The sequence below is a fragment of the Sphingobium sp. 3R8 genome (assembly GCF_020166615.1).
GTDB lineage: Bacteria > Pseudomonadota > Alphaproteobacteria > Sphingomonadales > Sphingomonadaceae > Sphingobium > Sphingobium bisphenolicum.
This window is the reverse complement of record NZ_JAIQXR010000004.1, coordinates 16,539-41,381: the sequence shown is the minus strand read 5'-3', so window position 1 is coordinate 41,381 and position 24,843 is coordinate 16,539. Positions and strand designations below refer to the sequence as shown.

At 59.2% G+C, this 24,843-nt stretch carries 22 protein-coding genes; 15 read left to right on the top strand and 7 right to left on the bottom strand.

Annotated features, from left to right (window positions below; all coding sequences use genetic code 11):
• Positions 1-139: 139 nt before the first annotated feature.
• From K9B33_RS05035 to K9B33_RS05015, 5 genes are read right to left on the bottom strand one after another with little or no spacing between them, the layout of a single operon-like run.
• Complete coding sequence (locus tag K9B33_RS05035) at positions 140-1,051, bottom strand: alpha/beta hydrolase (protein ID WP_224547147.1); 912 nt, start codon at positions 1,049-1,051, stop codon at positions 140-142.
• The gene (locus K9B33_RS05030; RefSeq protein WP_224547146.1) at positions 1,038-2,432 is read right to left on the bottom strand and encodes an MFS transporter; all 1,395 of its coding nucleotides are present in this window, start codon (positions 2,430-2,432) and stop codon (positions 1,038-1,040) included. The genes K9B33_RS05035 and K9B33_RS05030 overlap by 14 nt, the downstream gene beginning before the upstream one ends.
• Positions 2,416-3,249, bottom strand: a complete 834-nt coding sequence (locus K9B33_RS05025) for an SDR family NAD(P)-dependent oxidoreductase (protein ID WP_224547144.1) — start codon at positions 3,247-3,249, stop codon at positions 2,416-2,418. Before K9B33_RS05025 ends, K9B33_RS05030 begins: the two co-directional genes overlap by 17 nt.
• On the bottom strand, positions 3,249-4,145 hold the full coding sequence (locus K9B33_RS05020; RefSeq protein ID WP_224547143.1) for an HpcH/HpaI aldolase/citrate lyase family protein: 897 nt from the start codon (positions 4,143-4,145) through the stop codon (positions 3,249-3,251). The genes K9B33_RS05025 and K9B33_RS05020 overlap by 1 nt, the downstream gene beginning before the upstream one ends.
• A gap of 52 nt (positions 4,146-4,197) precedes the next feature.
• A complete protein-coding gene (locus K9B33_RS05015) occupies positions 4,198-6,495 on the bottom strand; it encodes a TonB-dependent receptor (RefSeq protein WP_224547141.1) in 2,298 nt (765 codons plus the stop codon).
• Between the two features lie 273 nt (positions 6,496-6,768).
• On the opposite strand from K9B33_RS05015, the gene K9B33_RS05010 reads away from it, so the two are divergent.
• The 12 genes from K9B33_RS05010 (at position 6,769) to K9B33_RS04955 (ending at position 19,881) form a co-directional block, all read left to right on the top strand.
• Complete coding sequence (locus tag K9B33_RS05010; protein ID WP_224547140.1) at positions 6,769-7,536, top strand: IclR family transcriptional regulator; 768 nt, start codon at positions 6,769-6,771, stop codon at positions 7,534-7,536.
• Between the two features lie 280 nt (positions 7,537-7,816).
• The gene (locus K9B33_RS05005) at positions 7,817-9,724 is read left to right on the top strand and encodes a flavin-containing monooxygenase (RefSeq protein WP_224547139.1); all 1,908 of its coding nucleotides are present in this window, start codon (positions 7,817-7,819) and stop codon (positions 9,722-9,724) included.
• 95 nt (positions 9,725-9,819) lie between these two features.
• Positions 9,820-10,317, top strand: coding sequence for a MaoC family dehydratase (locus tag K9B33_RS05000; protein ID WP_224547138.1), 498 nt, complete (start codon positions 9,820-9,822; stop codon positions 10,315-10,317).
• On the top strand, positions 10,314-10,793 hold the full coding sequence (locus tag K9B33_RS04995; protein ID WP_224547137.1) for a MaoC family dehydratase: 480 nt from the start codon (positions 10,314-10,316) through the stop codon (positions 10,791-10,793). Before K9B33_RS05000 ends, K9B33_RS04995 begins: the two co-directional genes overlap by 4 nt.
• Positions 10,790-12,046: a CaiB/BaiF CoA transferase family protein gene (locus K9B33_RS04990; RefSeq protein WP_224547136.1), complete on the top strand. Its 1,257-nt coding sequence runs from the start codon at positions 10,790-10,792 to the stop codon at positions 12,044-12,046. The genes K9B33_RS04995 and K9B33_RS04990 overlap by 4 nt, the downstream gene beginning before the upstream one ends.
• Positions 12,046-12,963, top strand: coding sequence for an HpcH/HpaI aldolase/citrate lyase family protein (locus K9B33_RS04985; protein WP_224547135.1), 918 nt, complete (start codon positions 12,046-12,048; stop codon positions 12,961-12,963). Before K9B33_RS04990 ends, K9B33_RS04985 begins: the two co-directional genes overlap by 1 nt.
• Before the next feature lies 1 nt (position 12,964).
• The gene (locus tag K9B33_RS04980; RefSeq protein ID WP_224547134.1) at positions 12,965-14,149 is read left to right on the top strand and encodes an acyl-CoA dehydrogenase family protein; all 1,185 of its coding nucleotides are present in this window, start codon (positions 12,965-12,967) and stop codon (positions 14,147-14,149) included.
• Between the two features lie 48 nt (positions 14,150-14,197).
• Positions 14,198-15,106, top strand: coding sequence for an SDR family NAD(P)-dependent oxidoreductase (locus K9B33_RS04975; protein ID WP_224547133.1), 909 nt, complete (start codon positions 14,198-14,200; stop codon positions 15,104-15,106).
• Positions 15,107-15,122: 16 nt separating this feature from the next.
• The gene (locus tag K9B33_RS04970; RefSeq protein WP_224547132.1) at positions 15,123-16,916 is read left to right on the top strand and encodes an acyl-CoA dehydrogenase; all 1,794 of its coding nucleotides are present in this window, start codon (positions 15,123-15,125) and stop codon (positions 16,914-16,916) included.
• Between the two features lie 80 nt (positions 16,917-16,996).
• Positions 16,997-17,446 (top strand): MaoC family dehydratase, encoded by a 450-nt coding sequence (locus K9B33_RS04965; protein WP_224547131.1) that lies wholly within the window; start codon positions 16,997-16,999, stop codon positions 17,444-17,446.
• 376 nt (positions 17,447-17,822) lie between these two features.
• Positions 17,823-18,647, top strand: a complete 825-nt coding sequence (locus K9B33_RS04960; protein ID WP_224547129.1) for an enoyl-CoA hydratase — start codon at positions 17,823-17,825, stop codon at positions 18,645-18,647.
• Positions 18,648-18,705: 58 nt separating this feature from the next.
• The gene (locus K9B33_RS04955; protein WP_224547412.1) at positions 18,706-19,881 is read left to right on the top strand and encodes an acetyl-CoA C-acetyltransferase; all 1,176 of its coding nucleotides are present in this window, start codon (positions 18,706-18,708) and stop codon (positions 19,879-19,881) included.
• A gap of 243 nt (positions 19,882-20,124) precedes the next feature.
• Here the strand turns inward: K9B33_RS04955 and K9B33_RS04950 are convergent, their stop codons facing one another.
• Positions 20,125-20,913, bottom strand: a complete 789-nt coding sequence (locus tag K9B33_RS04950; protein ID WP_224547127.1) for an SDR family NAD(P)-dependent oxidoreductase — start codon at positions 20,911-20,913, stop codon at positions 20,125-20,127.
• Between the two features lie 5 nt (positions 20,914-20,918).
• The gene (locus tag K9B33_RS04945; RefSeq protein ID WP_318011081.1) at positions 20,919-22,046 is read right to left on the bottom strand and encodes an acyl-CoA dehydrogenase family protein; all 1,128 of its coding nucleotides are present in this window, start codon (positions 22,044-22,046) and stop codon (positions 20,919-20,921) included.
• 275 nt (positions 22,047-22,321) lie between these two features.
• On the opposite strand from K9B33_RS04945, the gene K9B33_RS04940 reads away from it, so the two are divergent.
• From K9B33_RS04940 to K9B33_RS04930, 3 genes are read left to right on the top strand one after another with little or no spacing between them, the layout of a single operon-like run.
• Positions 22,322-23,221, top strand: coding sequence for an SDR family oxidoreductase (locus tag K9B33_RS04940; protein WP_224547122.1), 900 nt, complete (start codon positions 22,322-22,324; stop codon positions 23,219-23,221).
• Between the two features lie 10 nt (positions 23,222-23,231).
• Positions 23,232-23,993 carry an SDR family NAD(P)-dependent oxidoreductase gene (locus K9B33_RS04935; RefSeq protein WP_224547120.1) on the top strand — a complete coding sequence of 254 codons (762 nt, stop codon included), beginning with the start codon at positions 23,232-23,234 and terminating at the stop codon, positions 23,991-23,993.
• Positions 23,990-24,796, top strand: coding sequence for an enoyl-CoA hydratase-related protein (locus tag K9B33_RS04930; protein ID WP_224547118.1), 807 nt, complete (start codon positions 23,990-23,992; stop codon positions 24,794-24,796). Before K9B33_RS04935 ends, K9B33_RS04930 begins: the two co-directional genes overlap by 4 nt.
• The last annotated feature ends 47 nt before the right edge of the window (positions 24,797-24,843 follow it).

The window sequence follows — 24,843 nt, the reverse complement described above, 5'->3', positions numbered from 1 at the left end:
TTAGGCATGTCCGAACCAAAGCGCCAAAAGGTGTCTTCATTTTTATTGTGCTATATTTCTCATACAGTATTTAAGCGTACGAAACTGCATAAATTACTTGAAGCGCGGCAGTAAATGTTCAGTTATTACAATAGGAATATCACTTGTTTGCGCGGCAAATAGCGGCGGACACGAAATCACCAATCCGTGCAATCGCTTTCTTGGCCTCGGGATAATGTTCGTAGAACATCGGCCAGACATGGATCATATCGGGCCAGATCTCGAACGCCCCGGTATTGCCATGGGCTTTCAGCTTCGCGGCAACCCGGGTCGAATCATCGTGAAGCACCTCCTCAGACCCGACCAAGAGCAGGATCGGTGGCAAGCCCGCGAAATTGCCGAACAAAGGTGAGGCCAGCGGGTCGTGCGGATCGCCGGACGATCCGAGATACCGGTGGGCGTAGGCGCGGCTGCCACTTTCGCTGACGAACGGGTCGCGGCTTGCGCGGGACGTGACGGATTCGCCGCTGTGGGTCAGGTCGGTCAGGGGCGAAAGGCAAACGGCGCCAGCGGGAAGCGGCAGCGCCCGGTCCCTTGCTGCCATGAGCAGGGACAACGCCATGCCACCGCCCGCCGAATCCCCCGCCACCACGATCCGGTCTGAGGCAAAGCCTTTGGCAAGCAGCGCCGAATAGGCTGATATCGCGTCATCGATCGCAGCGGGATACGTATGTTCCGGGGCAAGCCGATACTCGATGACCAATCCGGCGACACCCGCACTGACGGCTATATTGCCGGCAATCCCGCGATGCGTGTCGATAGAGCCGATGCCGTACCCTCCGCCGTGAAGAAACAGGACAACACTGGTCCTGTCGCAACCCTGCGGGTAGATCCATTCCGCAACAAGGCCAGCGATCTGGGTAGGAACGTGTTCGGCTCCGTTCGCGGGCTTGAAGAAATTTGCTGCCAGCATTTCGAACCGCGTCCGTAGTTCTGAAATCGTCAACTCCGGTCCGAAAGTTCCTTTTCCCCGGAAAGGCGCAATGAAGTCTTCATATTCATGGCTCGGCATAGGGGCGGTCCTCGACTGTATGGATATGGGCCGCGACTGCGGAAGCAGTATCGGCGGCGGCAAGGTTTTTCAGAAAGCAGGTCCTGCTGGCAAAGAAGCAGAGGAAGGACCCTGACCCGGCTATAACGGCGGTGATGGCCAGGCCATATGCCAAGCTTAGCGGATTTCCCGGAAACTGCTCCCCCAACCACGCGACAATGACGGGTCCCAAGGCAAGACCGATCAGATTGTACGCAAGCAGTTCCAACGCAGCGAGCCGTCCTCGCAACCAATTTGGCGCGACCATTTGGATCACCAGCAGCGGCAGTGTCGTGTTCGCTGATAGGGCAAGAATTAGGACGCCCAGAATCACGGCAGCCGCCAGCGAGGCGTGCGCGACAAGCAGCAACAATCCCAAAGGCAAAGTCAGGAGGCTGCAGGCGACGAGCAAGAGAACCATCGCGTCCCCATGGCCCCGCGCTTCTAAGCGACCGGCAACCCATGGCCACAGGAACGAACCCACGATGGAGCAGGGTACGCCCACAATCGTCATGACGTATCCGGCTTCTGCCGTGGCAAGTCCGTAACCGCGCGCCAGCAGCGCCGGAAACCAGGCCACCAGGCCCATGGTCAAGATGTTGAGGATGCCCGACCCGATGAAGAAGGGCAAAAAGAAGCGCCAGTTGCGCTGCACGTACGCGCGCGTCTCGGAACGAACGTCCACCGACGTGGCAGGCTCGCCCTGCCGCTGCGGCTCTCGCAGCGTAAATACTATGAGGAACGCGATCAGAATGCCCGGACTGCCGACAATCATCAGCGTCACGCGCCACGGCGCCAGTCCCGTCACAGGTTGCAGACTCTGCGCAAATTGCAGGGCCAGTCCGCCCAACGCAAAAGCGCCGGTCCCCATGACGCCCGCCACTGCCATGTAGATGCTGGTCGGCAACGCCCGTTCCCGACGATCGAACATGTCAGCGATCAGTGAGACAGCCGCCGGCGTCAGGACCGCTTCGCCGATCGCTACGCCGCTTCGCAGGATGAAGAGGTGCGTATAGTTGTAGGCCAGAGCGGACAGGATCGTCGCTCCGCTCCATAGCATCACGCCTCCGAACAGGATGAGCTTGCGGCTGTGACGGTCGATCAGATGGGCCAGCGGGAATCCGATTACCGAATAAAGGACCGCGAAAGCCACACCCATCAACAGGCCCAACTGAGTGTCGCTTACACTAAGATCGGCTTTTAGCGGGTCTATCAGAAGCGCGAGTATGAAGCGGTCGACCATCGACACCGCGAACAGCAGGCACAAGATGGCGACGACGTACCAGCGTCGCTGCGCGCACCTATACGGAGGGGGAAGGTCGCCGTCGATCATGACGACGGAACCATCAACCGGCTGCGACAAGCGAATATCCTCCCGACACGCGGATACATTCACCCGTGACATATAGGGACATGTCCGTAACGAGATATTCCAGTGTTCCGGTGCAGTCGGCTGCGGTGCCCAAGCGACGCAGTGGAATGACTTGGGCTTGCTTGTCCGTCCCCAGATCGCGCTGATTCGACTGGGCCATCACCCGCGCAGTTTCGATGATGCCCGGTGCGATGGCATTTACCCTGATGGCATGCGGGCCGACTTCGACGGCAAGGTGGCGGGTATAGCGAAGCACTGCCGCCTTCGCGGCGGCATAACCGGCGATCGCACCGCTGGCGGGCGCAAGGTCAACGCCAATCGTCGATACGTTGACGATCGCGCCACCCTGTCGCTTCAGGATGGGCAGGGCCGCCTGACAGCAATAAACCATGCTGTAGAAGTTCACCCCGAAAATACTGGCGAGTTCCGCATCGTTTGATTGTGACGCGAAGCTCGTCTCGATGGGCGTGATCGCGCCCCCCGCGTTATTGACCAGTATGTCGATGCGACCAAATGTGCGGCCAATTTCGTCGATCGCTGCGGTTGCGGCTAACCGATTGGAGAGGTCCGCCTGTATGGCGAGCGCGGATACGCCATATGCACGTAGCTCTTCGTCGATGGTATCGGCCGAGAGTTTTTCGCCCCAGCGCGCGGCGACATGTAAATCAACGTCGATAATGGCAACATTTGCCCCCAGTTGGGCCAGCCGCAAGCCGTAAGCGCGGCCGATGCCTCCGGCGCCTCCGGTCACGATCGCGCACTTGCCCGCCAGGATGCCGGACGTCGCCTCGGCATTGGCGTCGTACATCACTCGACGCTCCGAGGTGAGACAGTCGCCGAAGCGCGTGCCTGTATGCGTGCCGCCTGCGCCAAAACGTCTTGGGCTATTTCGAGATGCAGCCGCTCTACCATCTTCCCGTTCAGCCGTATGACGCCTGCCGCGACATTCTCGGGAGAAGCGAATGCGTCGCAGATTGCCCTGGCTTCGATGACCACCGCGTCCGATGGGCTGAATATGTTATGACATGGCTGGATCTGGCTTGGGTGGATCAACGTCTTGCCGTCGAACCCTATTGCCCGGCCCTGTCGGCATTCGGCCGTGAACCCGGCGGCATCGTCGATAGCGTTGAATACGCCGTCCACCACGGACAGGCCTCCTGCGCGAGCCGCGGCCACCGTGGCCGACAGCATGCCGATCAGATTGGCCCGGTCAGGCATCTGCAGGCCGCGCATTTCCTTGAGAAGATCGTTGGTGCCAAGCACGAAACAGGCCAGCCTTGGGTCTTGAGCGCCTATGATCTCCCGCAGGGCGATCACAGCCTGACAGGTTTCGATCATCGCCCAGAGCGCCAACGCATCCTCTGCATCGCTCAGTGCGTACTGAACTGCACTCAGGTCGCTAGCGTCACGAATTTTGGGCACCAGTACGCCATCGGCTTTGGAACGCGCGACCGCACGCAGGTCGTCTTCTCCCCAGGGCGTGTCCAGCCCATTGACTCGAATGATGACTTGGCGGTCGCCAAAGCCTCCAGTGTCAGCCGCAAGGATCGCGTTTGCCCGTGCAGTCTCCTTGGCGTCAGGTGCGACCGCATCTTCAAGATCAAGTATGACAGCATCGCAGTCGAGGCCACGCGCCTTCTCGATCGCCCGGCTGTTGGAAGCCGGGACATACAGCACACTGCGCAGCAGCGGTTGTGACCGCATAATATTCTCCGATAACTGAGTCAGGCGAACGAGGGTCCGTTCAGCCCGGTGATTAATATTTTACACTGAACTGGATCATGACGGTGCGCGGCAGGTCCGAAGAACCCACGGCCGCACCGGCTTGGAAAGTCGCCGGAATGGCGTAACCCAGAACTCGCCGGTTGTTCAGGTTGCGGCCCAGCACAGCGACCTCCCATTTGTCGCTAAGCGGACCAAAGCCGATCCGCGCGTTCAGTTTTGCGTTCGCTTTACCGGGAGGCACCACAGCCACTCGCGGGTTAGTGCCATAACCAGCAGAGCTGGCCTCTGGGACGAAGATGACTTCTGAGCGGAATTCCACATCGCCATTGGCTGTGAGGCGAAAATCATTTCCCACAGGTTGGTCGTAGGCCAGTCCGACGCTACCGCTCCACAAAGGGGCGTTTACCACCCGGCTGTTGTCGTCGGGATGAGCGGCGTCCGCGACCTGGCGAGCATGGGCGTAGGTGATCGATGCCGTACTCCGCAAGCTGTCGGTCAGACGGTATGACGCCTCAAGCTCCGCACCATAGCTGCGGACTTTCCGAGGATCGGTGATGAATATCGATCCGTTGAAATTGGCCTGCTGCAAATTGTCAATCGTGGTGTGAAAGACCGAGAGGTTGAATATGCCCTGGTCAAGAGTCCACTTAGCCCCCGCCTCATAGGTAGTCGCGCGCTCCGAGGGTATGACTGCGGTCGCCGGCGTGGACGGCGCGCTCAGGAACGTGCCGCTCTTGGTCCCTCGCGATGCCGATGCATAATAGAGCGAACCGCCAGATGTCTTGTATTGAAGACCGACGGACCCGTCGACGTTCGTCTCGCTGATCCTGCGTGTTGCGGCCGGGAATGCGGGGAAAAGTGCCACGATGGACCCGGGCACGGAATAAATCCGGTCGGTATAGGCGCCCCGCCGGGGCTCATGCGTTACCCGCACGCCGAGGTTGGCGCTCAGGCCATTAGTTATCTCATAGTTGGCGGACCCAAATGCGGAATAGGTGTCAGTCGAAATCGTCAAGCCGTCTGAAAAGGTCCCGTTTGGAACGATCACCTGCGTCTGCGAAAAGCGCCGATATTGGAATTCTTCGTTCTGATAATAAACGCCCAAGATATAGTTGAGCGGCTGGCCGGCTGGAGACGCAAAGCGCAGCTCCTGTGAAAACAGCTTGTTTCCTAAGTAGGTGATCTGGTTTGCATACAGGCCGGTATTGAAATCCTTGTCGCCTGTAACATCCTGATCGAAACGGGAGTAAGATGAAACCGATGTGAGAGTCGAGCCTCCAATGTCATAGGTCAAAGTGCCGATGAGGCGATCACCGGTGGTTTTCGCATGCTCTCCAAAAGCCCCGTTAGTGGGCGAAGAATGGCCGTCGAGATTTGCTTCGAAGTTCGGGTTTCCTGCTAGCAAAGCAAATCGCTGGCCGTTGCCCAGCACGTCCGCCACGAATTCAACCGCGTTACCTTTCGTTCGCGTGTTGAAATGCTGATAAAGCAACGTGACCGATAGATCGTCGGTCGGCTTCAACTGAGCGATTATGCGCCCAGCCCAGGCATTGGTTCGCGGATCGTCATTGCCTGTTATGTCGTTGCGGACCCAGCCTCCCTGGTGTCGGGCCATCCCGGAAACCCGGACGCTAAGGTTTTGCGTCAATGGTATGGTCGCGCCGCCTTCGAAATTATAGGACTCAAGGGCGAGTTCATAACCCCCGCTCAGATTATACTCAAAGTCGTTCCCTGGCTTGCGCGTCACATAACTGATTGCGCCGAGACTGGTATTCTTGGCGAGCAGGGCTGCCTGCGTTCCCTTGAGAATCTCCACGCGCTGAAGGTCGAAGATGCCGCCTTCATACTCTGGAGCGCGCCCGATATAGGTGCCATCAAGAAACTCGGCAATCGACTGCTCGAAGGTCTCGGAACTCGTTCCCGTGCCGAGTCCGCGCAGCGTTGGCACGGTTACCTGATTGGCGCTGCGGCGCATCGTCAGCCCGCTGGTGATTGCGGTCAGCCCTTCGATACTGCTGATGCCGACGCGCCGCAGTGTCTCGCCCGATGCCACCGCTATAGAGATCGGGACTTCCTGCACGGACTCGTTTCGCTTGCGGGCAGTGACGACGATCTCGCCTTCGGATCGGCTGGTAGCGGACTCAGCTGGGGACGGGGTAGCTGCCCCTGCATCGGAATGCGCCGTTGCACCCCGCGCGACCGGGCGAGGAAGCCCAGCCTCTGGCGGGATCTTCGGGGAGTGTATCTGATCCGTCTGCGCGTTAACTTCTGACGACAAAATTGTGCCGCCGAGCAGTGCAGCGACATAGAACATCCGCGACGGTTTCATGTACCTCTCCCTCCAGCCTCGTAGGCCGTCTTTCATTGATCTGAGCGGTGTGCGTGCAGATCGTCCGGATCGTTGCCCGGCGATTTGAATGTGACGCTTTCACCTGGGATTGGGCAACCGAAGATGGCAAGGTTGCGTCATTCATTCCTTATGGAATATGTCTTGTCGCGTCCGATGTCGGCTAGTTCGATGCAGGAGCAAACCCCATCTTCAAAAGGTCGTGCTCGTTCAACAGAGTTACTCAATTCAGCAATGCCATCTGCTAGGAAAAAGATGTCCAATCTGAGGCTAAACAAATCAGCGCAACGCGCGATGCAGGTTTTTGAACTGTTTTCGGATCGGATGCAGCCTCTATCCGTGGGTGAAATCACGCTCGGTCTCAACATTCCGCAGCCAAGTGTTAGTGTGCTGCTGCGAAATCTGGCCGATATGGGTTATCTCCATTACGACCAGAACGCGCGAAAATTCGTTCCGACGTTGCGGATCATGTTGCTGGGAAGCTGGATTCAAAACCGGCTCGATACGTCGGGCGATATGGCCAAACAGCTCAAGCTGCTTCAGCCTACACTCGGTGAAACGCTCATGATCGGGGTCCAGAACGCATCGCGAGCGCAGTATATTCTGGTGAACGAAGCGGACCGGCCCGATCGCCTGCTCGTCGCCTCGGGGCTGATGCGGCCCCTTCTGCGCTCAGCTGTGGGGCGGATATTGCTTAGTCTCAAATCCGATGCCGAAATCGCCGGCTGGGTTCGCCGGTGTAACGCCGAAGAGCCGGATGCCTCCCGACAGATCCCGTTGCTCGCGTTCATGGATATCATGCACATGACACGCCAGCGAGGTTATGGTGAGACGGCTGGCGACGTAACGGAAGGTTTTGGGACGATCGCATTCGCGCTCTCGTCGCCGATGGATGGATCGCCGATGGCCGTGGCTTGCGGAATGCCATTGGAACGGCTTGCAGATAAGAAGGCGCTGTGCATAGCGACCCTGCAGCAGTTCGCTTCCTTGTATCCGCGCGACGCCCAGGCATCACAGCGGTAGAATTGCACGTTGGACAGCAATGGGCAATGTTGCTGGCGCATGCAGCTCAATCATAATATTCCTATCGTAATAAAGCCCCTAATGAAGCCGCATAAGCTTCTGTATTCCCTTTGCGGCATTGACTTATAGCGCGCGAACTCTGTTCTATTACGGGGTGATCCGGATGCCCGAAAGCGCAATGCATTTACACACCGGAGCAAACTGTAAATTGTCCTAGCCGTAATGGCAGGCCGAGATAACGGATTGCCGGCGTGGATCGGCAGTCACCGAGAGGAAGCTGATGACGGATGCAGCCATGATGCAAATAGATAAGATGATGGACGTCGATTTCGACGTCGCCATCTTGCGTGCCCGGTATCGCGCAGAACGCGATCGTCGGGTGAAGCCGGAAGGCAATGGGCAGTATTTCGAAGCCGCCGAAGGGCTTTCGCATTTCGCCGCCGATCCTTGGGCCGACGCGGATTTCGCGCGCGCCCCTGTTTCCGATCACACCGAAGTGATCGTCGTCGGCGGGGGCTTTGGCGGACTTCTGATGGGCGCGAGGCTCCGCGAGGCGGGCATCACGGATGTGAGGCTGATCGAAGAAGCGGGAGACTTTGGCGGCACCTGGTATTGGAACCGCTATCCCGGTGCGATGTGCGATATAGAATCGCTGCTATATCTCCCTCTTCTTGAAGAAATGGAATATGTTCCAAAGCACAAATATGCTGTTCAGCCAGAAATACTTGAGCATTGCCGTAATATAGGATCGAAATACGGCCTCTATGACAAGGCGCTATTCAAGACGACGATCGCCGACTTGAGGTGGAGCAAAGGCGAAAAACAATGGCACGTCGCGACCAATCGGGGCGATAAGCTGACTGCTTCCTACGTCGTCCTGGCGTGCGGCCGCCAAAGCCTTCCAAAATTGCCAGGTATCCGTGGCATATCGACCTTCAAGGGGCATATGTTCCATTCGAGCCGCTGGGACTATGATTATACGCAGGGTGACTCAACGGGGCACCTCACCGGCCTGAAGGATAAGCGCGTCGCCATTGTTGGAACCGGGGCGACCGCTATTCAGATCGTGCCGCATCTGGGTGAGTGGTCCAAGGAACTCTATGTCTTTCAGCGTACGCCTTCGTCGGTCGGGGTAAGGGCCAACGCGGACATCGACTCGGACTGGGCCAAATCGCAGAAACCGGGTTGGCAGCGTGACCGGATGTCCAACTTCACCAGTCTGATGGCAGGCGCAGCACCTGATGTGGACTTGGTGAAAGATGGCTGGACAAAGTTCGCACAAATGATCGTTCCGCCTAAGCCCTCTGACCTTGCCGGTCATCTCGGCCGAGAACCCTCGTCGGAGGAAATCGCCTACGCGGCCGAACTGGCTGACTTCAAGGTGATGAATGAACTGCGCGATCGCATTAGCGAGGTTGTCGAGGATCCTGACACGGCGGAAAAACTCAAGCCCTGGTACCGCTGGGCCTGCAAGCGCCCCTGCTTCCACGATGATTATCTGGCGACGTTCAACAGACCGAACGTGCATCTGATCGACACGTTCGGCCAGGGCGTCGAGGCGTTCACGGAAACGGGCATCGTCGTCAACGGCGAAGCGTTCGACGTCGATTGCGTCGTGTTCGCAACAGGTTTTGAAGCAGGGATATCGTACACGCATCTTACCGGGTTCGAGATTTTCGGCCGCGGCGGCTTGCCACTCAGCCAACATTGGAAGGACGGCGTCCGGACGCTGCACGGTTTGTCCACCGACAACTTTCCGAACCTGTTTTTTATGGGCGGCAATCCGCAAACCACAGCGGCGGTCAACGCCGTCCACCTTCTCGACGAACAATCGCGTCACATCGGCTATATCCTCAAAACAGCGCGGGATCGCAATGCCGCGACGGTTGAGTCGGAGCGCGAAGCGGCCGCTGCATGGGCTGAAGGCATTCGCACGTCACCCAAAAATCAAGCGCAGTTCCAGTTCTATGCGGAATGCACGCCGGGATATTATAATAATGAAGGCAAGGCGAAAACCAGCGCTGACCTTTTCCAAGGCGGCCGGTATGGCGACGGTCCCGCAGCTTATTTCGCATTGCTGAACGATTGGCGTGAGAAAGGCGATCTTTCGGGCCTCTCAATATCGCCTGAACACGAAGTGGCAGAACCATATGTCCATGTGCAACCTGCTGATGCGCGATCGCAATAATACCTATGTAATGGAGGATATAACGGCGAGAACTCTTCTATCATGACGTAGATTGCTCCTGTATAAGACATGTACGATAAGGAGAGGTAGTTTTAATGGAAGAGGATTTCCGAGAGCGGGCTGTATTCAGGGATCGAGGACATTTGTTCGAGGACTTTGAGGTAGGGCAGGCATGGAATCATCATTGGGGAAAAACAGTTTCTGCGGCTGAAAACTCTTTGTTTTGTAGCCTGTTGTTGATATTCAATCCTTTGTACTTGAACGCCGAGTACGCCAAGGCGCACGGCCATCCGGATATCGTGATCAATCCGCATTTGCTGTTCAATGTCGTCCTCGGGCTGAGCGTTGAGGATCTCAGCGAGATCGGGGGGCCTTTTTTGGGCGTTTTCGATCTCACCTATGTACGCCCCGCGTACGCGGGCACGACTATCGTAGCGCGGAGCAAGACGCTCGATGCGCGTGTTTCATCGAGCAATCCCGCGAACGGAATCGTTACGTGGCAAACCACGGGATATGATGAAGCCGGGTTGGAACTGGTCAGTTTCAGGCGATCGAATCTCGTGCGCCGGCGCAATATTGGAGAAGCGGCATGAAGCTTTCTTCGCTAACCTCGGCGGACAACTACTTTGAGGATTTCCGCGTAGGTGATGTGCTGAAGCATGCGCGCGGCAAGACCATCACGCCGCTGGACAATGTTCTCATCACCAATCTGGTGCTCAATTCAGCCGAAGGCCATTTTAATGATCACAAGATGGCGGCGACGCCATTTGGCAGCATCCTTTCATATGGCGGGGTAAACTTCTCTCTCGTTCTGGGATTATCGACGCAAGACTGCTGCGAAAACGCGCTGGAGGAAATCGGTCTCGACAAGGTCAAGCTGACGCGCCCGGTTACGCATGGCGACACATTATACGCCTATTCCGAGGTACTGTCGGTCGAGAACGCAGACCGCGATGATGCAGGCATTATCCGCTTTAAACATTGGGGGGTGAATCAGCGCGATGAAGTGTGCGTGGAGATCGAACGGATAGCGGTGATCAAACGCAGAAGTCATTGGGGTTGGCGATGAGCCAGGAACGTCCGCCTGCATTCGGCGCCCTGTCCGACATCCGCGTGCTGGATCTGACGCAGATGCTCGCCGGGCCCTTTGGCACCATGATTCTCGCTGATCACGGCGCAGATGTGATCAAGGTCGAATCCGTCAATGGCGGGGACATGACCCGGGTCGCCGGTCCGTATCATGCAGACGACCAGGAAAAGCTGCTGAACGGTTATTTTCAGAGCGTCAACCGCAACAAGCGGAGCATCAGTCTGAATCTGAAAACGGAGCAAGGGCGGCAGGCTCTTCTTGCCCTCGTTAAGGACGCCGATGCCTTAGTGGAGAATTTTCGGGCGGGCGTCATGGATCGACTGGGCCTGAGTTATGAGACGTTGCGTGCGGTTAACCCCAAGCTGGTATATGGCGCGCTGCGTGGCTTTGGTGATCCACGCACCGGCGCTTCGCCCTATGGCGAATGGCCTGCTTTTGATGTGGTCGCACAGGCAATGGGCGGGATCATGGCCATCACGGGTCCTCTTGGCGGGCCGCCCACCAAAGTCGGACCCGGCGTTGGCGACCTGATACCTGGCATGATGTTGGCATTCGGTGTCTTGTCCGCAGTCCATAATGCCCGGCGAACCGGGGAGGGGCAGTTCGTCGATGTGTCGATGGTGGATGCCGTGCTTGCCATTTGCGAACGTACGATTTGGCAGAACTCCGTTGAGAAAATCATTCCGGCACCGGACGGCAACCATCACCCGTTCTTGTGCCCGTTCGGCGTCTTCCCAGCATCTGATGGACATATCACCGTAGCGGCGCATGATGATGTTTTCTTCGGCATATTCTGCAAGCTTCTCGACATCATCGACCTTCCGGCCGACGGCCGTTTCTTGAATAGGCTGGACCGTACGGCTCATCGCGCTGCGTTGGTGCCCCTTATTTCCGCATATACGTCCCAGTTCACACGTAGCGAACTCATGACAAGGCTCGGCGGCAAGATACCGTTCGCGCCCGTCTTGGACGTTGCCGAGATCATGGCGGATCCCCACGCCGCGGCGCGCGAGATGATCGTGGAAGTCGCCGGCGCCGGGATGGCAAGATCTACGAAGGTGGCGGGCATCCCTATCAAGATGACCGGGACGCCAGGCGGTATCCACCGCAGGGCGCCCCTGCTCGGTGAACACACAATTGAGGAACTCGTGGCTGCCGGATTCAGTCGGGAAGATATCGACCTACTGATCGCGTCCGGGGCTGCTGCATCCACCATAGAAGCGGAGCTCTAATGACTATATCCTCACGTCCCAAACGTCTTCGCCGAAGCCAGTTGTCCGTGCCGGGCAGTTCCGAAAAAATGCTGGCCAAGGCAGCCGGTTCTGCGGCGGACCATGTATTCTGCGATCTGGAGGACGCAGTTGCACCGAGCGCGAAGGTTGCTGCGCGTGCCAAGATCGTCAATGCGCTCAACACTCTCGACTGGGGCAAGAAGACCCGCTGTGTGCGGATCAACGACGTCACGACCGAATGGTGCCACGGCGACATCATCGAACTTGTCGAGGGGGCGGGCGCGAACATTGATACGATCATGTTGACCAAGCCCTACACCGCGGCCGACGTGGTGTTCCTAGACAGGTTGCTGGGCCAGCTGGAGAAAAAGCTGAAACTGCAAAAGACGATCGGCATCGAAGTGTTGATCGAAGAGGTCCAGGCACTCCAGAATGTGGAAGCGATTTCTCGCGCATCCGATCGGCTCGAAGCGTTGATTTTCGGGATGGGCGACTATTCGGGATCGCAGGGCATTGACACGAAGGACATCGGCGACACTGGCACCTACCCGGGTGACATCTTCCACTATCCCCGGTTCCAGATCACCATGGCGGCGCGGGCTGCGGGCCTAGATGCGATCGATGGTCCCTACGGCAATTTCGCCAATGAGGAAGGCTATCGGCGCGAAGCGACCAAGGCGCGTTCGCTCGGCATGGTCGGCAAGTGGGCAATCCATCCTTCCCAGATCGCTCCGGCGCTGGACATCTTCTCCCCGGACGCGGAAGAAGTCATCCGTGCCCGCAAGATGGAAGCGGCGTATCGCGAAGCCGAAGCGCAGGGCCTAGGCGCGGTGCAGGTCGATGGTGTCATGATCGATGTCGCCGTGTTGCGGCTGGTGCGCAACACGCTCGACAAAGCCGATCTGATAGGCATGTGATATGAACATGCTTTCCGGGGCATATGCATCCGACGAACGGCTCATGATCCAAGAGGTGGCACGGCGTTTCAGCGACGAGGTCGTGCTGCCAGCCGCAAATCGGCTGGATCCAGAACGTGGGAACATTCCCGCAGATCTCGTCGAAACGATGGGCGACCTCGGCTTCTTCGGGATCGTTATTCCTGCCGATCTGGGCGGGCTTGGCCTTGGCGCGTTCGAATATTGTCTGGTGGCGGAAGAATTGGCGCGCGGGTGGCTCAGCGTATCCAGCCTGATGGCGCGCGGAAACAGCTTCTACCGGTCGATTCCGGCGATGGACGCCGAGGACCGGCGGCACAAAACGGAACTGATGGCTGCCGGAAAATATCTCGGCGCACTCGCGATGTCGGAACCCGGTGTTGGCTCCGACGTGTCGGGCATTACCTGTCGGGCTGTCCGGGACGGCGACGACTGGGCCATCAGCGGGGCCAAATACTGGTGCACCTTCGCCGACGGCGCCGACTTCCTCTCCGTGGTTTGCCGAACGTCGGATGGCTTCGGCAAGCCGCAACACGGTTTGTCGCAGATCGTCATTGAAAAGCCTAGGGGCCAGCTTCCGGCAGATACCGCGGGAACCCCGATCCCCAAGATCGGATATTTCGGTTGGAAGACGTGGGAACTTGCCTTCGATAATGCTCGCACACCAGCCGCCGTGCAGCCGTATGAAGAGGGGCGGGCTTTCTACGAAATCGCCAGCGGATTGGAGATGGCGCGCGCGCACACCGCCGCGCGGTCGATCGGATGTGCCCAGGGGGCATTTGATCATGCGACCGCCTATGCGCAAGAGCGTGTGCAATTTGGCCAACCGATCGCCGACTTCCAGTCCGTGCGTTTCAAGATTGCGACGATGGCGACGGAAATCGAGGCGGCGCGGCAGTTGATGTATTATGTCGCGGACGCGATCGACAGTGGCCGACGGTGCGACCGCGAAGCCGCGATGGTCAAGCTGTTCGCGGCTGAAATGGCGGAACGCGTAACGACGGAGGCGCTCCAGATTTTGGGCGGGGCTGGATATACTACTCTTCATCCCGTCGAACGCTACTGGCGCGATGCGCGGCTCACCAAAATTTTCGAGGGAAGTTCTGAAATCCAGCAGCGGATCATCGCAGATAATATTCTTGGCAAACCCCGCAGGGCGGCTGCCTAAAACGCGCCTCGCCCACTTGGCGCTACCTTCAACGGAAAGAAGCGGAACATGGAAGACATCAGGTTCGACGGACAGGTTGCGATCGTTACCGGCGCGGGCGGAGGATTGGGGCGCGAATATGCCCTGGGTCTGGCGGCGCGCGGTGCCAAGGTCGTCGTCAACGACCTTGGCGGTTCTGTCGATGGCACGGGCGGCTCATCCATAGCTGCCGAAGCGGTGGTGGCGGAAATCCGCGCGGCAGGTGGGGAGGCTATGGTCAACGGGGCCTCGGTCACGGACGATGCCGGTGTCGCAGGGATGGTGGACCAGACGATGGCCGCCTGGGGCCGCATCGACGTCCTCATCGCCAATGCGGGCATCCTGCGCGACAGCAGCCTGACCAAGATGAGCATCGCGGATTTTACGTCCGTGCTCGACGTTCATCTGATGGGGACGGTGAAACCCGTCAAGGCGGTCTGGGACATCATGCGCGCGCAAAATTATGGCCGCATCGTGTTCGCAACGTCGGGTTCGGGGCTTTATGGCAACTTTGGCCAAGCGAACTACGGTGCCGCGAAACTTGCGGTAATCGGTTTGATGAACACCCTCAAGATCGAGGGTGCAAAGAACGATGTCCGGGTCAATGCCATCGCGCCTGTCGCCGCGACCCGCATGACGGAAGGATTGGCGACCCCGGAAATTATGGCGCGGATTGCTCCTGGCTTCGTCACTCCCGGCGTCCTCTATCTTGCATCCCGCGACGCGCCCACCGGCAGCATATTGAGCGCCGGGGCGGGGGTCATGTCGCTCGCGCGCATCTATGAAACCGAAGGCGTCTATTTCGGCGAAACGCCGCCGTCGGTGGAGAAGGTGCGTGAACAGTGGGACGCGATCTCGGATGGGGAGGGCCAGCAGGCCTATTCGAATGTTGATGGGCAAAGCGGGAAATTCTTCCGCCGTGCCGGCATCTTGTGCTAAGATTGGAGATCATGCCATGTCGCTGATCCTATCCCGGCGCGATCTCGACTTCATCCTGTATGAATGGTTGAAGGTCGAGACGCTGACCGAGCGGCCGTTTTTCGAGCATCATGACCGGCAGACGTTCGACCAGGTGCTCGACACCTGCGAAGCGATGGCGACTGACCTGTTCGCCCCCTGCTATCAGGCGGGCGACCGTATCGAACCGCATTTCGATGGCGAAACCGTTCATTGTCTGCCTGAGATCGGCAAGGCACTGAACGCCTTTGCCGAAACAGGACTGATGTCAGCGGGGCAATCGATCGAGCGCGGCGGGATGCAGTTGCCTGCGACCATCGAACGGGCCGCATTCGCCTGGTTCACGGCAGCCAACGGACCGGCGACGGGATATGCGTTTCTTACAATGGCTGCCGCCAATCTGCTCGTTCATCACGGGACGGAAGAACAGATCGCCCTTTACGCAACGCCGATGCTCGCTGGCCGCTTTTACGGCACGATGTGCTTGTCAGAGCCCCAAGCGGGATCGTCGCTGTCGGATGTCGCCACCCGTGCGGAGCCACAGCCGGATGGCACCTATCGCCTGTCTGGCAACAAGATGTGGACGTCCGGTGGCGAGCAAAACTTCTCCGAAAACATCATACACCTGCTACTCGCACGCATTCCTGGCGGCCCCCCCGGCGTAAAGGGCATATCGCTTTTCATCGTCCCCAAATTCATACTTGACGAGAATGGCGACCCCGGCGCGCGTAACGATGTCGCGCTGGCGGGCTTGAACCACAAGATGGGATATCGGGCGACGACCAACACGCTGCTGAACTTCGGCGAGGGGCGCTTCACACCGGCAGATCGTCCCGGCGCGATCGGCTATCTCGTCGGCGAGCCGCACCAGGGTCTGGCATGCATGTTCTTCATGATGAATGAGGCCCGCATCGCGGTCGGCACAGGCGCCGCGTCACTCGGCTACACCGGCTATCTGCATGCGCTGGATTATGCCCGCAACCGGTTGCAAGGCCGTTCGCCCGACGACAAGAATCCCACCACGCCGCAGTTGCCGCTCACCCACCATGCCGATGTGCGGCGGATGCTGCTGGCGCAAAAGGCAATTGTAGAGGGCGCGCTGGCATTCAACCTGTGGTGCGCCCGACTGGTGGACGAAGCCGCGTCGGCTTCCGAAGACGCCGCACGCGCTGAAGCCAACCTTCTGCTCGACCTGCTTACGCCGGTTGCGAAGAGCTGGCCCTCCCAATTCTGCCTAGTCGCGAACGACCTCGCAATTCAGGTCCACGGTGGCTATGGCTACACCCGCGACTTCAAGGTAGAGCAGTTCTACCGCGACCAGCGCCTCAATCCGATCCATGAAGGCACGCACGGCATTCAGGCGATCGACCTGCTGGGTCGCAAGGTGGTGATGGCGCACGGCAAGGCGCTTGCGCTGTTTACGGCGCGGGTGGAGCATACGATCGACCGGGCTGTCGCTGTCGGAGGGGATGGCGCAATCTATGCCGAGGCGCTTTCGGTGATCCTTGGGCGCATCATCGCGGTTACGAAAACGCTTCATGCGGCAGGATCGGCGGAAGCGACACTGGCGAACGCCAGCCTGTATCTGGAGGCTTTCGGCCATCTCGTGATCGCCTGGGTGTGGCTGGAACAATTTTTGGTCGCAAAGGGCCTGTCCGGCGACTTCTATGAAGGCAAACTGCAGGCTGCTCGCTACTTTTACAGTTATGAACTGCCCCGTGTCGGGCCGATACTCGACTTGCTAGCGCACAACGACCGTACCCCGCTGGACACCGCGCCAGCTTGGCTCTGACATGTGTTCTGAGAAGGGCGTGCTGTTCTGCGGTCGGCGCGGCCCGACGACATTCCTGTAGATGAAGAGAGACGGTGACGATGATTAGCATTCAGGAACGCGCAGCGCAGGTCGGACAGGCCGTCACTTCGGATTGGGTTGAAGTTACGCAGCAGATGATCGACCGCTTCGCAGACGCCACCGGTGACCACCAGTTCATTCACGTTGATCCGGTGCGGGCAGCACAGACGCCGTTCGGTGGAACGATCGCCCATGGATTTCTGACGCTGTCGCTCATGCCCTTGTTGATGGAAAGGGCACCCATTCCGGCCATAGAGGGGGTGCGGATGGGCGTTAACTATGGCGGAAACAAGGTGCGGTTTCTGGCGCCGGTGCACTCAGGCAAGCGCGTGCGGGGACATTTCACGCTTCTGGCACTGATCGAAAAGCGCCCTGGCCAGTGGCAAGAAGTTACCGCTCTTACTGTCGAGATCGAGGGTAGCGATAAGCCAGCCATGACGGCCGAGTGGATCGGCCATATCTTCTTTTAGCGTAAATGCGATAGTTTTTTGGTTTCTAGATAGTAGTCATCTTTCTTGATTCCTTTCTAGACGAAGTTTACCGCGGCCGTTGGCTGCCGGGAGAATTTTTTAAATAATTTAACAGGTCCATTACTATAGTAATAAAGGATTCAAGGGCTTGTAGATTGTCCATTATGCGGGTTTAAGACTTGGATGAAGAAGTCTCCATCAAGTGAGCAGTAGCGATAACAGGATGAGGACATGAAGCCCTGGAATTCCTTATTGGATATTCGGCACATTGGCCGTCGCATTTCCGTTCCGATCCGTGACGGCATCTGGTTCGGGCGGGGCAACTGTGATGCTGACGGGCAGCGCTTGGTTTCCTGTCAAAAGCGGATGTTGATCAATGGCTGCTGATCATAGAAAAGATTGGGGGGCGGGCGCAGAAGCAGCGCAGCCACAACTGCGCATTGATAGACCCCAGGCAGGGCTGGCCATAGTGACGTTGAACCGGCCGGCGGTAATGAACGCCTTGTCCTGGGATCTGCGCATCTTGCTGATTGATGCGTTTGGCACCTTGCAGAGGGACGGTGTGCGGGTGGTCGTACTCACGGGCGCAGGCCGGGCCTTCTGCGCCGGACTTGATCTAGGCGAAGCAGCCACCGACAGCCGTGCGTTGAGTAGCGTATCCAGTCACAGCCCCGTTGCCGCCATTGAGCGCTTTGAAGGCGTCGTGATTGGCGCCGTCAACGGCGCGGCCGTGACCGGTGGTTTCGAACTTGCTTTGGCGTGCGACATTCTGATCGCCAGCGATTATGCTCGGTTCGCTGATACGCACGTCAAGGTCGGTGCCATGCCTGGATGGGGTCTGTCACAGAAGCTGAGCCGGGCCATCGGGCCTTACCGCGCGAAGCAGATGTCGTTGACCGGCCGCTATGTGTCCGCCGCGCAGGCCGCGGACTGGGGACTTGTTGCAGAGGTCGTTGCACCAGGCCAACTGCTCGCCGTCGCGACCGGGCTGGCGCAACACCTTCTCGCTCAGCCTGCGGATGTGCTCCGGTCCTACACGCGCCTTATCGATGATGGTTACGCGGTCACCCTGTCCGACGGCCTGGCCATGGAGGCGGAGCGGGCGACGACGCACAATGAAGCTGTCGATCCAGTGTCGATCGATGCGCGCCGAGCGTCGGTGCAGGCCCACGGCAAAGCGGGCTTGCAGGATAGTCCGTGACGAAATCCCCGTCAAACGCACCACGCCGGTGCAATGAGCAATTTTGAAGGAGCCTATGATGACTGCAGCCTATATTGTTGAAGCGGTGCGTACTGCGGGTGGACGACGGAATGGCCGACTGGCCGACTGGCATTCGGCGGAACTGGCAGCCGAAGCTCTCAATGCCATTGTCGATCGCTCGGGCATCGACCCTGCTGCGATCGAAGATGTCATTATGGGGTGCGTCACGCAAGGCGGCGAGCAGTCGACGGCGCTGGGACGCTATGCGGTGCTGGCGTCGAAGCTCCCGAAAACAGTGCCCGCTGTGACGATTGATCGCCAGTGCGGCTCGTCGCAACAGGCAGTTCAGTTCGCGGCACAAGCCGTCATGTCCGGCACCCAGGACATCGTGCTTGCTGCGGGAGTGGAGAGCATGAGCCGGACACCCATGGGTACTAATATCATGCTGTACCATCAGGCGGGCATGGCCGCAACGCCTTGGTCGGATCGCGTCCTCAGCAAATTCGGCGTTGCTGAATTTTCTCAGTTCATCGGCGCGCAGATGATTGCCGAAAAATATCGTTTTACGCGGGAGCAGCTCGACGCTTTTGCGCTCGAAAGCCATCGTCGCGCAGCAGAAGCCACGCAATCGGGTGCTTTTGAATCCGAGATCGTGCCGATCGAGATCACCCTTCCAGATGGCTCCCGCGAACTGCATGTGAACGACGAAGGCATCCGATACGACGCATCGATGGAGTCGATCGGGGCAGTCAAAACGATCCAGCCGGACGGCATCATCACAGCGGCGAACGCAAGCCAAGTATGCGATGGTTCATCGGCCGTATTGGTGGTCAATGAGGCCGCGCTCAAGGCGCACAACCTTACGCCCATGGCCCGCATCGTGAACCTCACGGTCACCGCGGGCGATCCCGTCATCATGCTGGAAGAGCCGATCGAGGCTACGCGCCGTGCCTTGAAGCGTGCCGGCATGACCATCGACGAGATCGACCTGTACGAAGTCAACGAAGCCTTTGCTCCAGTGCCTCTTGCATGGCTCAAGGAGATCGGTGGCGACCCGGCCAAGCTCAATGTGAATGGCGGCGCCATTTCCCTGGGACATCCGCTTGGCGCATCGGGTACGAAGCTGATGGCCACGCTGACCCATGCGCTCAAGGCGCGGGGCAAGCGCTACGGGTTGCAGACCATGTGTGAGGGCGGCGGCATCGCCAATGTCACGATTATAGAGCGGATGTAATATAAGCATCCGGATCACAATGCCGCGCCTTTGAGAAAGGGCCAGCCCTACCAAGGTAGAGAGCTGGCCCTCATGGGCAGTCATGACGGTCTGCTCGCTAAAGATCGCCGCAATCCACGATCAGTTGACGCGGTGGCGATGTCCGGAACAAGATCGGCTGATCCAGTCGTCTCGCGAACGACGCTGATACGCACCCGTGACACCGGATCGGGCTCTCTCCTGCCATTACCGCAGGACACCGTGTCAGTTGACCGTGGCTTCTCCGCCTGCAACCGGCAATGTCACGCCTGTAAGATAGCTTCCCGACCGCGCCGCCAGATAGAGGACGGCGGCGACAATATCCTCATCGGCGCCTGGCCGGTCGCCCAGCGCTATCGTGGGCGGCGGAACGTGATGGGGATGCGCCTCATCAAACCAGAAGGATGTCATCCGCGAGGCGAAGATGCCCGGCGCGATCGCATTGACGGTGATCGAATCTGCCGCCAGCGCCCGCGCCATATGCTTGGTCAGCATGATCATGCCGGCCTTGCTCGCGGAATATGCGAAGCTGTCCAGTGCCGGCGGTCTCATGCCGTCGATCGAAGCTATATTGATGACCCGTGCGGGATGATCTGGCCTTGCAGCCTTGCGCAGCAGGGGCAGCAATCGTTGCACCAGCATAAACGGCGCAACCAGATTGATATTCAGTACCTTTTCGAAGCCCAAGCGGGGAAAGTCGCTTATGGGCGCCGCCCAGCTCGCCCCGGCATTGTTCACCAAAATGTCCAGCGTATCGATCGCTTCGCCCATGGCCGCGCCGACCGCTACCAGCCCCTCATCGCGAGACAGGTCTGCGGTGATGGCGTGACATTCCCCCCAGGCACTAAGGCGGTCACGGGTCGCCTGTATATCTGCCTCTTTGCGCGAGCATATCCAGACCTTCGCCCCGGCACGCACGAGGCCTTCGGCGATCATCGCGCCGATGCCGAGGGAAGCGCCTGTTACCAGGGCCGTTCGGTCGCGCACGTCGAACAATGTGGTAAGGTCCATCATGTGTCCTACAGCGTTCTGGCGATCAGGACCTTCATGATTTCGTTCGTCCCACCATAGATGCGCGTGACTCGGGCATCCTTCCACGCCTGCGCGATGGGATATTCGTTCATGAAGCCATAGCCGCCAAACAACTGGAGGCATTCGTCGCAGATCTTGTTTAGCACGTCCGACACCCAGTATTTCGCCATCGACGCGGTTGCACTGTCCAGCTTTCTCTCAAGGTGCAGTTCGACACATCTGTCGACGAACACCCGCGCCACTGTCGCCTCTGTCTTCATCTCCGCCAGCTTGAATTGGGTGTTCTGGAAGTCGATGACCGCTTGTCCGAAGGCCTTGCGCTCCTTGACGTAATCAATCGTCAGACCAAGGACATATTCGATCGAAGCCGCGCACTGCACGGCCAGGATCAACCGCTCCTGGGGCAGCGCTTCCATGAGTTGGAAGAAGCCACGCCCTTCTTCGTGCCCAAGCAGGTTGGCGGTCGGCACGCGTACGTCGTTGAAGAATAGTTCGGATGTATCCGATGCAGAACGTCCGATCTTGTCAAGATTGCGGCCCCGTTCGAAACCCTCGGCATCATTGGTATCGATGATGATCAACGAAATGCCTTTCGCACCTTCGGCGGCGGTTCTCGCTACCACGAGGATCAGGTCGGCATTCTGTCCATTGGTGATGAAGGTCTTGGAGCCGTTGACAACATAATGGTTGCCATCCCGGCGGGCGGTGGTCCGGACGGCCTGGAGATCGGACCCGGTTCCTGGTTCGGTCATCGCTATTGCGCCGATCGATGCACCCGATGCGAGCCGAGGAAGCCAGTACAGCTTCTGCTCCTCCGATCCGTAGATTTCAATATAGGGCGCGACGATGGCGTTGTGCAGCGTCACATCCCATCCCTCGAAACCCCGCTTTCCGATCGCGTCCATGAGAACGACCTCATGGCGAAAATCGCCGCCCATACCGCCATAACGTTCGGGGGTCGAAAGGCCGAGCAAGCCCGCTTCCGCAGCGGCTGTCCAGAAGCTGCGCGGAACGATGCCATCCTCGCGAAAGCGCGCGATTGCCTCGGGCGGCGCATGCTTGTCCAGGAAGCCATCGACGCTTTTGCCAAACAGCGCCAGCTCGTCATCGACCAAGCCTACCGTTCTTGGAATTTGAAGAACGCCCAAAAATAAATCCTCTCTCTGATCACGGCTTTGCCTGCGGTCGTTAAAATCACTACAGTGCATAATCTAAATAATAGCAAAAATGTCCAGAGCAAAATATCGGCGTTCATTATTACCAAGTATATCAATAAGTTATCATTTTTTTTAGAACTTAAAAAGTATGACACGTTGTCATATAAAGAGTTGATGCTACAACGTTCTCAGCAAGGCGCGCTCCGATTCGCGCCGTTATCCGGGGGAGCGGAATGGACCTGAAAGACCTGATGTACCGAGCTGATCTGATGGCGGGGCAGAAGATACTCATCACAGGTGGCGGCACGGGCCTTGGCCGCGTCATGGCGGAGGCGGCCTTGCTTCTCGGCGCGCAGGTGGTCATTGCGGGGCGACGGATCGCTACTCTCGAAGCGACGGCGGCCGAACTGGAAGCGGCGCATGGCGGTTGCGTGATTCCGCTGGCCTGCGACATCCGGGATCCGGACTCGATCGAAGCCATGCTGGACGGTGCGTGGCAAGGCCGTGCGCCAACAGGGCTTATCAACAATGCGGCTGGCAACTTCATCAGCCGCACGGAGGATCTTTCCCCTAAGGGGTTCGATGCGGTCGCCAATATCGTGTTCCGCGGTTCGTTTTTGACGACGCTGGCCTGTGGGAAGCGCTGGTTGGCCGCGGGCGATCGCGCATCGGTGGTTTCGATCGTTACCACATGGGTATGGAACGGATCGCCCTTCGTCGTACCTTCGGCGATGTCGAAGGCGGGGGTCGCTGCCATGACGCAAAGCCTAAGCGTGGAATGGGGCGGGCGCGGCATCCGCTTCAATGCCATCGCGCCTGGCCCCTTCCCGACTGAAGGCATGACGGCGCGGCTCAAGCCCGGCGAAGGAAGCGACGCCTATGCCGACATGAGCGCAAACCCCATCGGACGTGTGGGCCGGATGCCAGAACTTGCCAATCTCGCCGTTTATCTCCTCCACCCCGGTTCGGAATATGTGAACGGGCAGGTCATCGCGATCGACGGCGGTGACTTCCAGGCGACCGGCGGCAATTTCTCCGGCTTGCGCAGCTGGACGGACGATCAATGGCGGGAAGCGCGGACATCGATCCGAAAGACGGACGCAAAACAAAACAGCGCCACGCCGGACAATTAAGGAGAGACAGATGCGTATCGAAGGCAATGCGGCAATCGTGACCGGTGGTGCATCGGGGCTGGGCGAGGCCACTGCGCGGATGCTGGCAGGGCTTGGCGCGAAAGTGACTCTGTTCGACCTGAACTGCGAACGCGGTGAGCAGCTCGCCCGCGAGATCGGCGGGGGGTTCGTTCCGGTCGATGTCGCAGACGAACCGAGCGTCACGCATGGGCTGGACGCCGCTGAAGCACTCCATGGTGCTACGCGCATCCTCGTCAACTGCGCCGGGATCGGGCCGCCCGCGCGCGCCGTTGGCCGGAACGGGCAGCCCCAGCCGCTCGCGGACTTTCGGCGGATCGTCGAGATCAACCTAGTCGGTACGTTCAACGTCGCCTCCAAGTTCGCGGCACGGGCCATGACACTGGAGCCGGAGAACGAAGAGCGCGGGGTAATCGTCAACACATCATCGGTCGCGGCTTATGACGGCCAGATCGGCCAGAGCGCCTATGGCGCTTCCAAAAGCGGCATCGTGGGGCTCACGCTCCCGCTGGCACGCGAGTTCGCCCAGTCCGGCATCCGCGTTATGACCATCGCGCCAGGGCTGTTCCTGACCCCGCTGCTCGCCAGCCTGCCGGAGGAGGCGCAACGCTCGCTTGGCCAGCAGGTGCCTTTCCCGAGCCGGCTGGGCCACCCTGATGAATATGCCGATCTGGTGCGGGCGATCATCGCAAATCCTATGCTCAACGGGGAATCGATCCGTCTCGATGGGGCGATCCGCATGGCGCCGCGGTGACAGCGCGGCCACTCGTGAGCGAGGCGCGCCATGGCGACGTGGCGGTGCTGTGTCTCAATGATCCCACGAGCATGAACGCGGCCTCAGCCGCCATGGTCGAAGCGCTGATGATCGCCCTCGACAAGGCGGAGGCGGACTGCCGTGCGATCGTCATCACCGGTGCGGGCCGTGCATTCTGCTCGGGCGCCAATCTGAACAGTGACGTCGACTTTTCGGCGCCCCATTATGATGCCGGCGCGTTGCTGGCGACGCACTATAATCCTTTGATGGCGCGATTGAAGTCGCTCCCCGTGCCGTTCCTTACCGCGGTGAATGGCCCGGCGGCCGGGGGCGGCGCGGCGATCGCCCTGGCCGGCGATCTCGTGATCGCATCGCGGGCGGCCTTTTTTTTGCAGCCCTTCGTCCAAATCGGCCTTGTGCCGGACAGCGGATCGGCGTTTCTGCTGGTCCACAGCGCCGGTCGGGCCAGAGCGATGGAGATGATGCTGCTGGGAGAGCGGGTGGCTGCGGACACGGCGTATGCGTGGGGAATGGTCAACCGTGTCGTCGATCCCGACGACCTGCTTTCTACCGCCCTGGACCTGGCAGATCGACTTGCCGCCGGTCCTACAGCGGTCCTCGGCATGATCCGTGCGCTTGGCTGGCGCGCGATGGAAACGACCCATGCCGATATGGCGTCGCTGGAACGCGATATGCAGCGTACGGCCGGGCGCGGCGCCGATCACCGCGAAGGCGTGGCCGCGTTTCTCGAAAAGCGCCCAGCCGCTTTCCCCCGCCCCGACGCGAAACAAGCAGAACGATAGGATGAGCCGTGCCTCGACGCAGAGTCTCGCTGCGCCGTCGCCTCGTT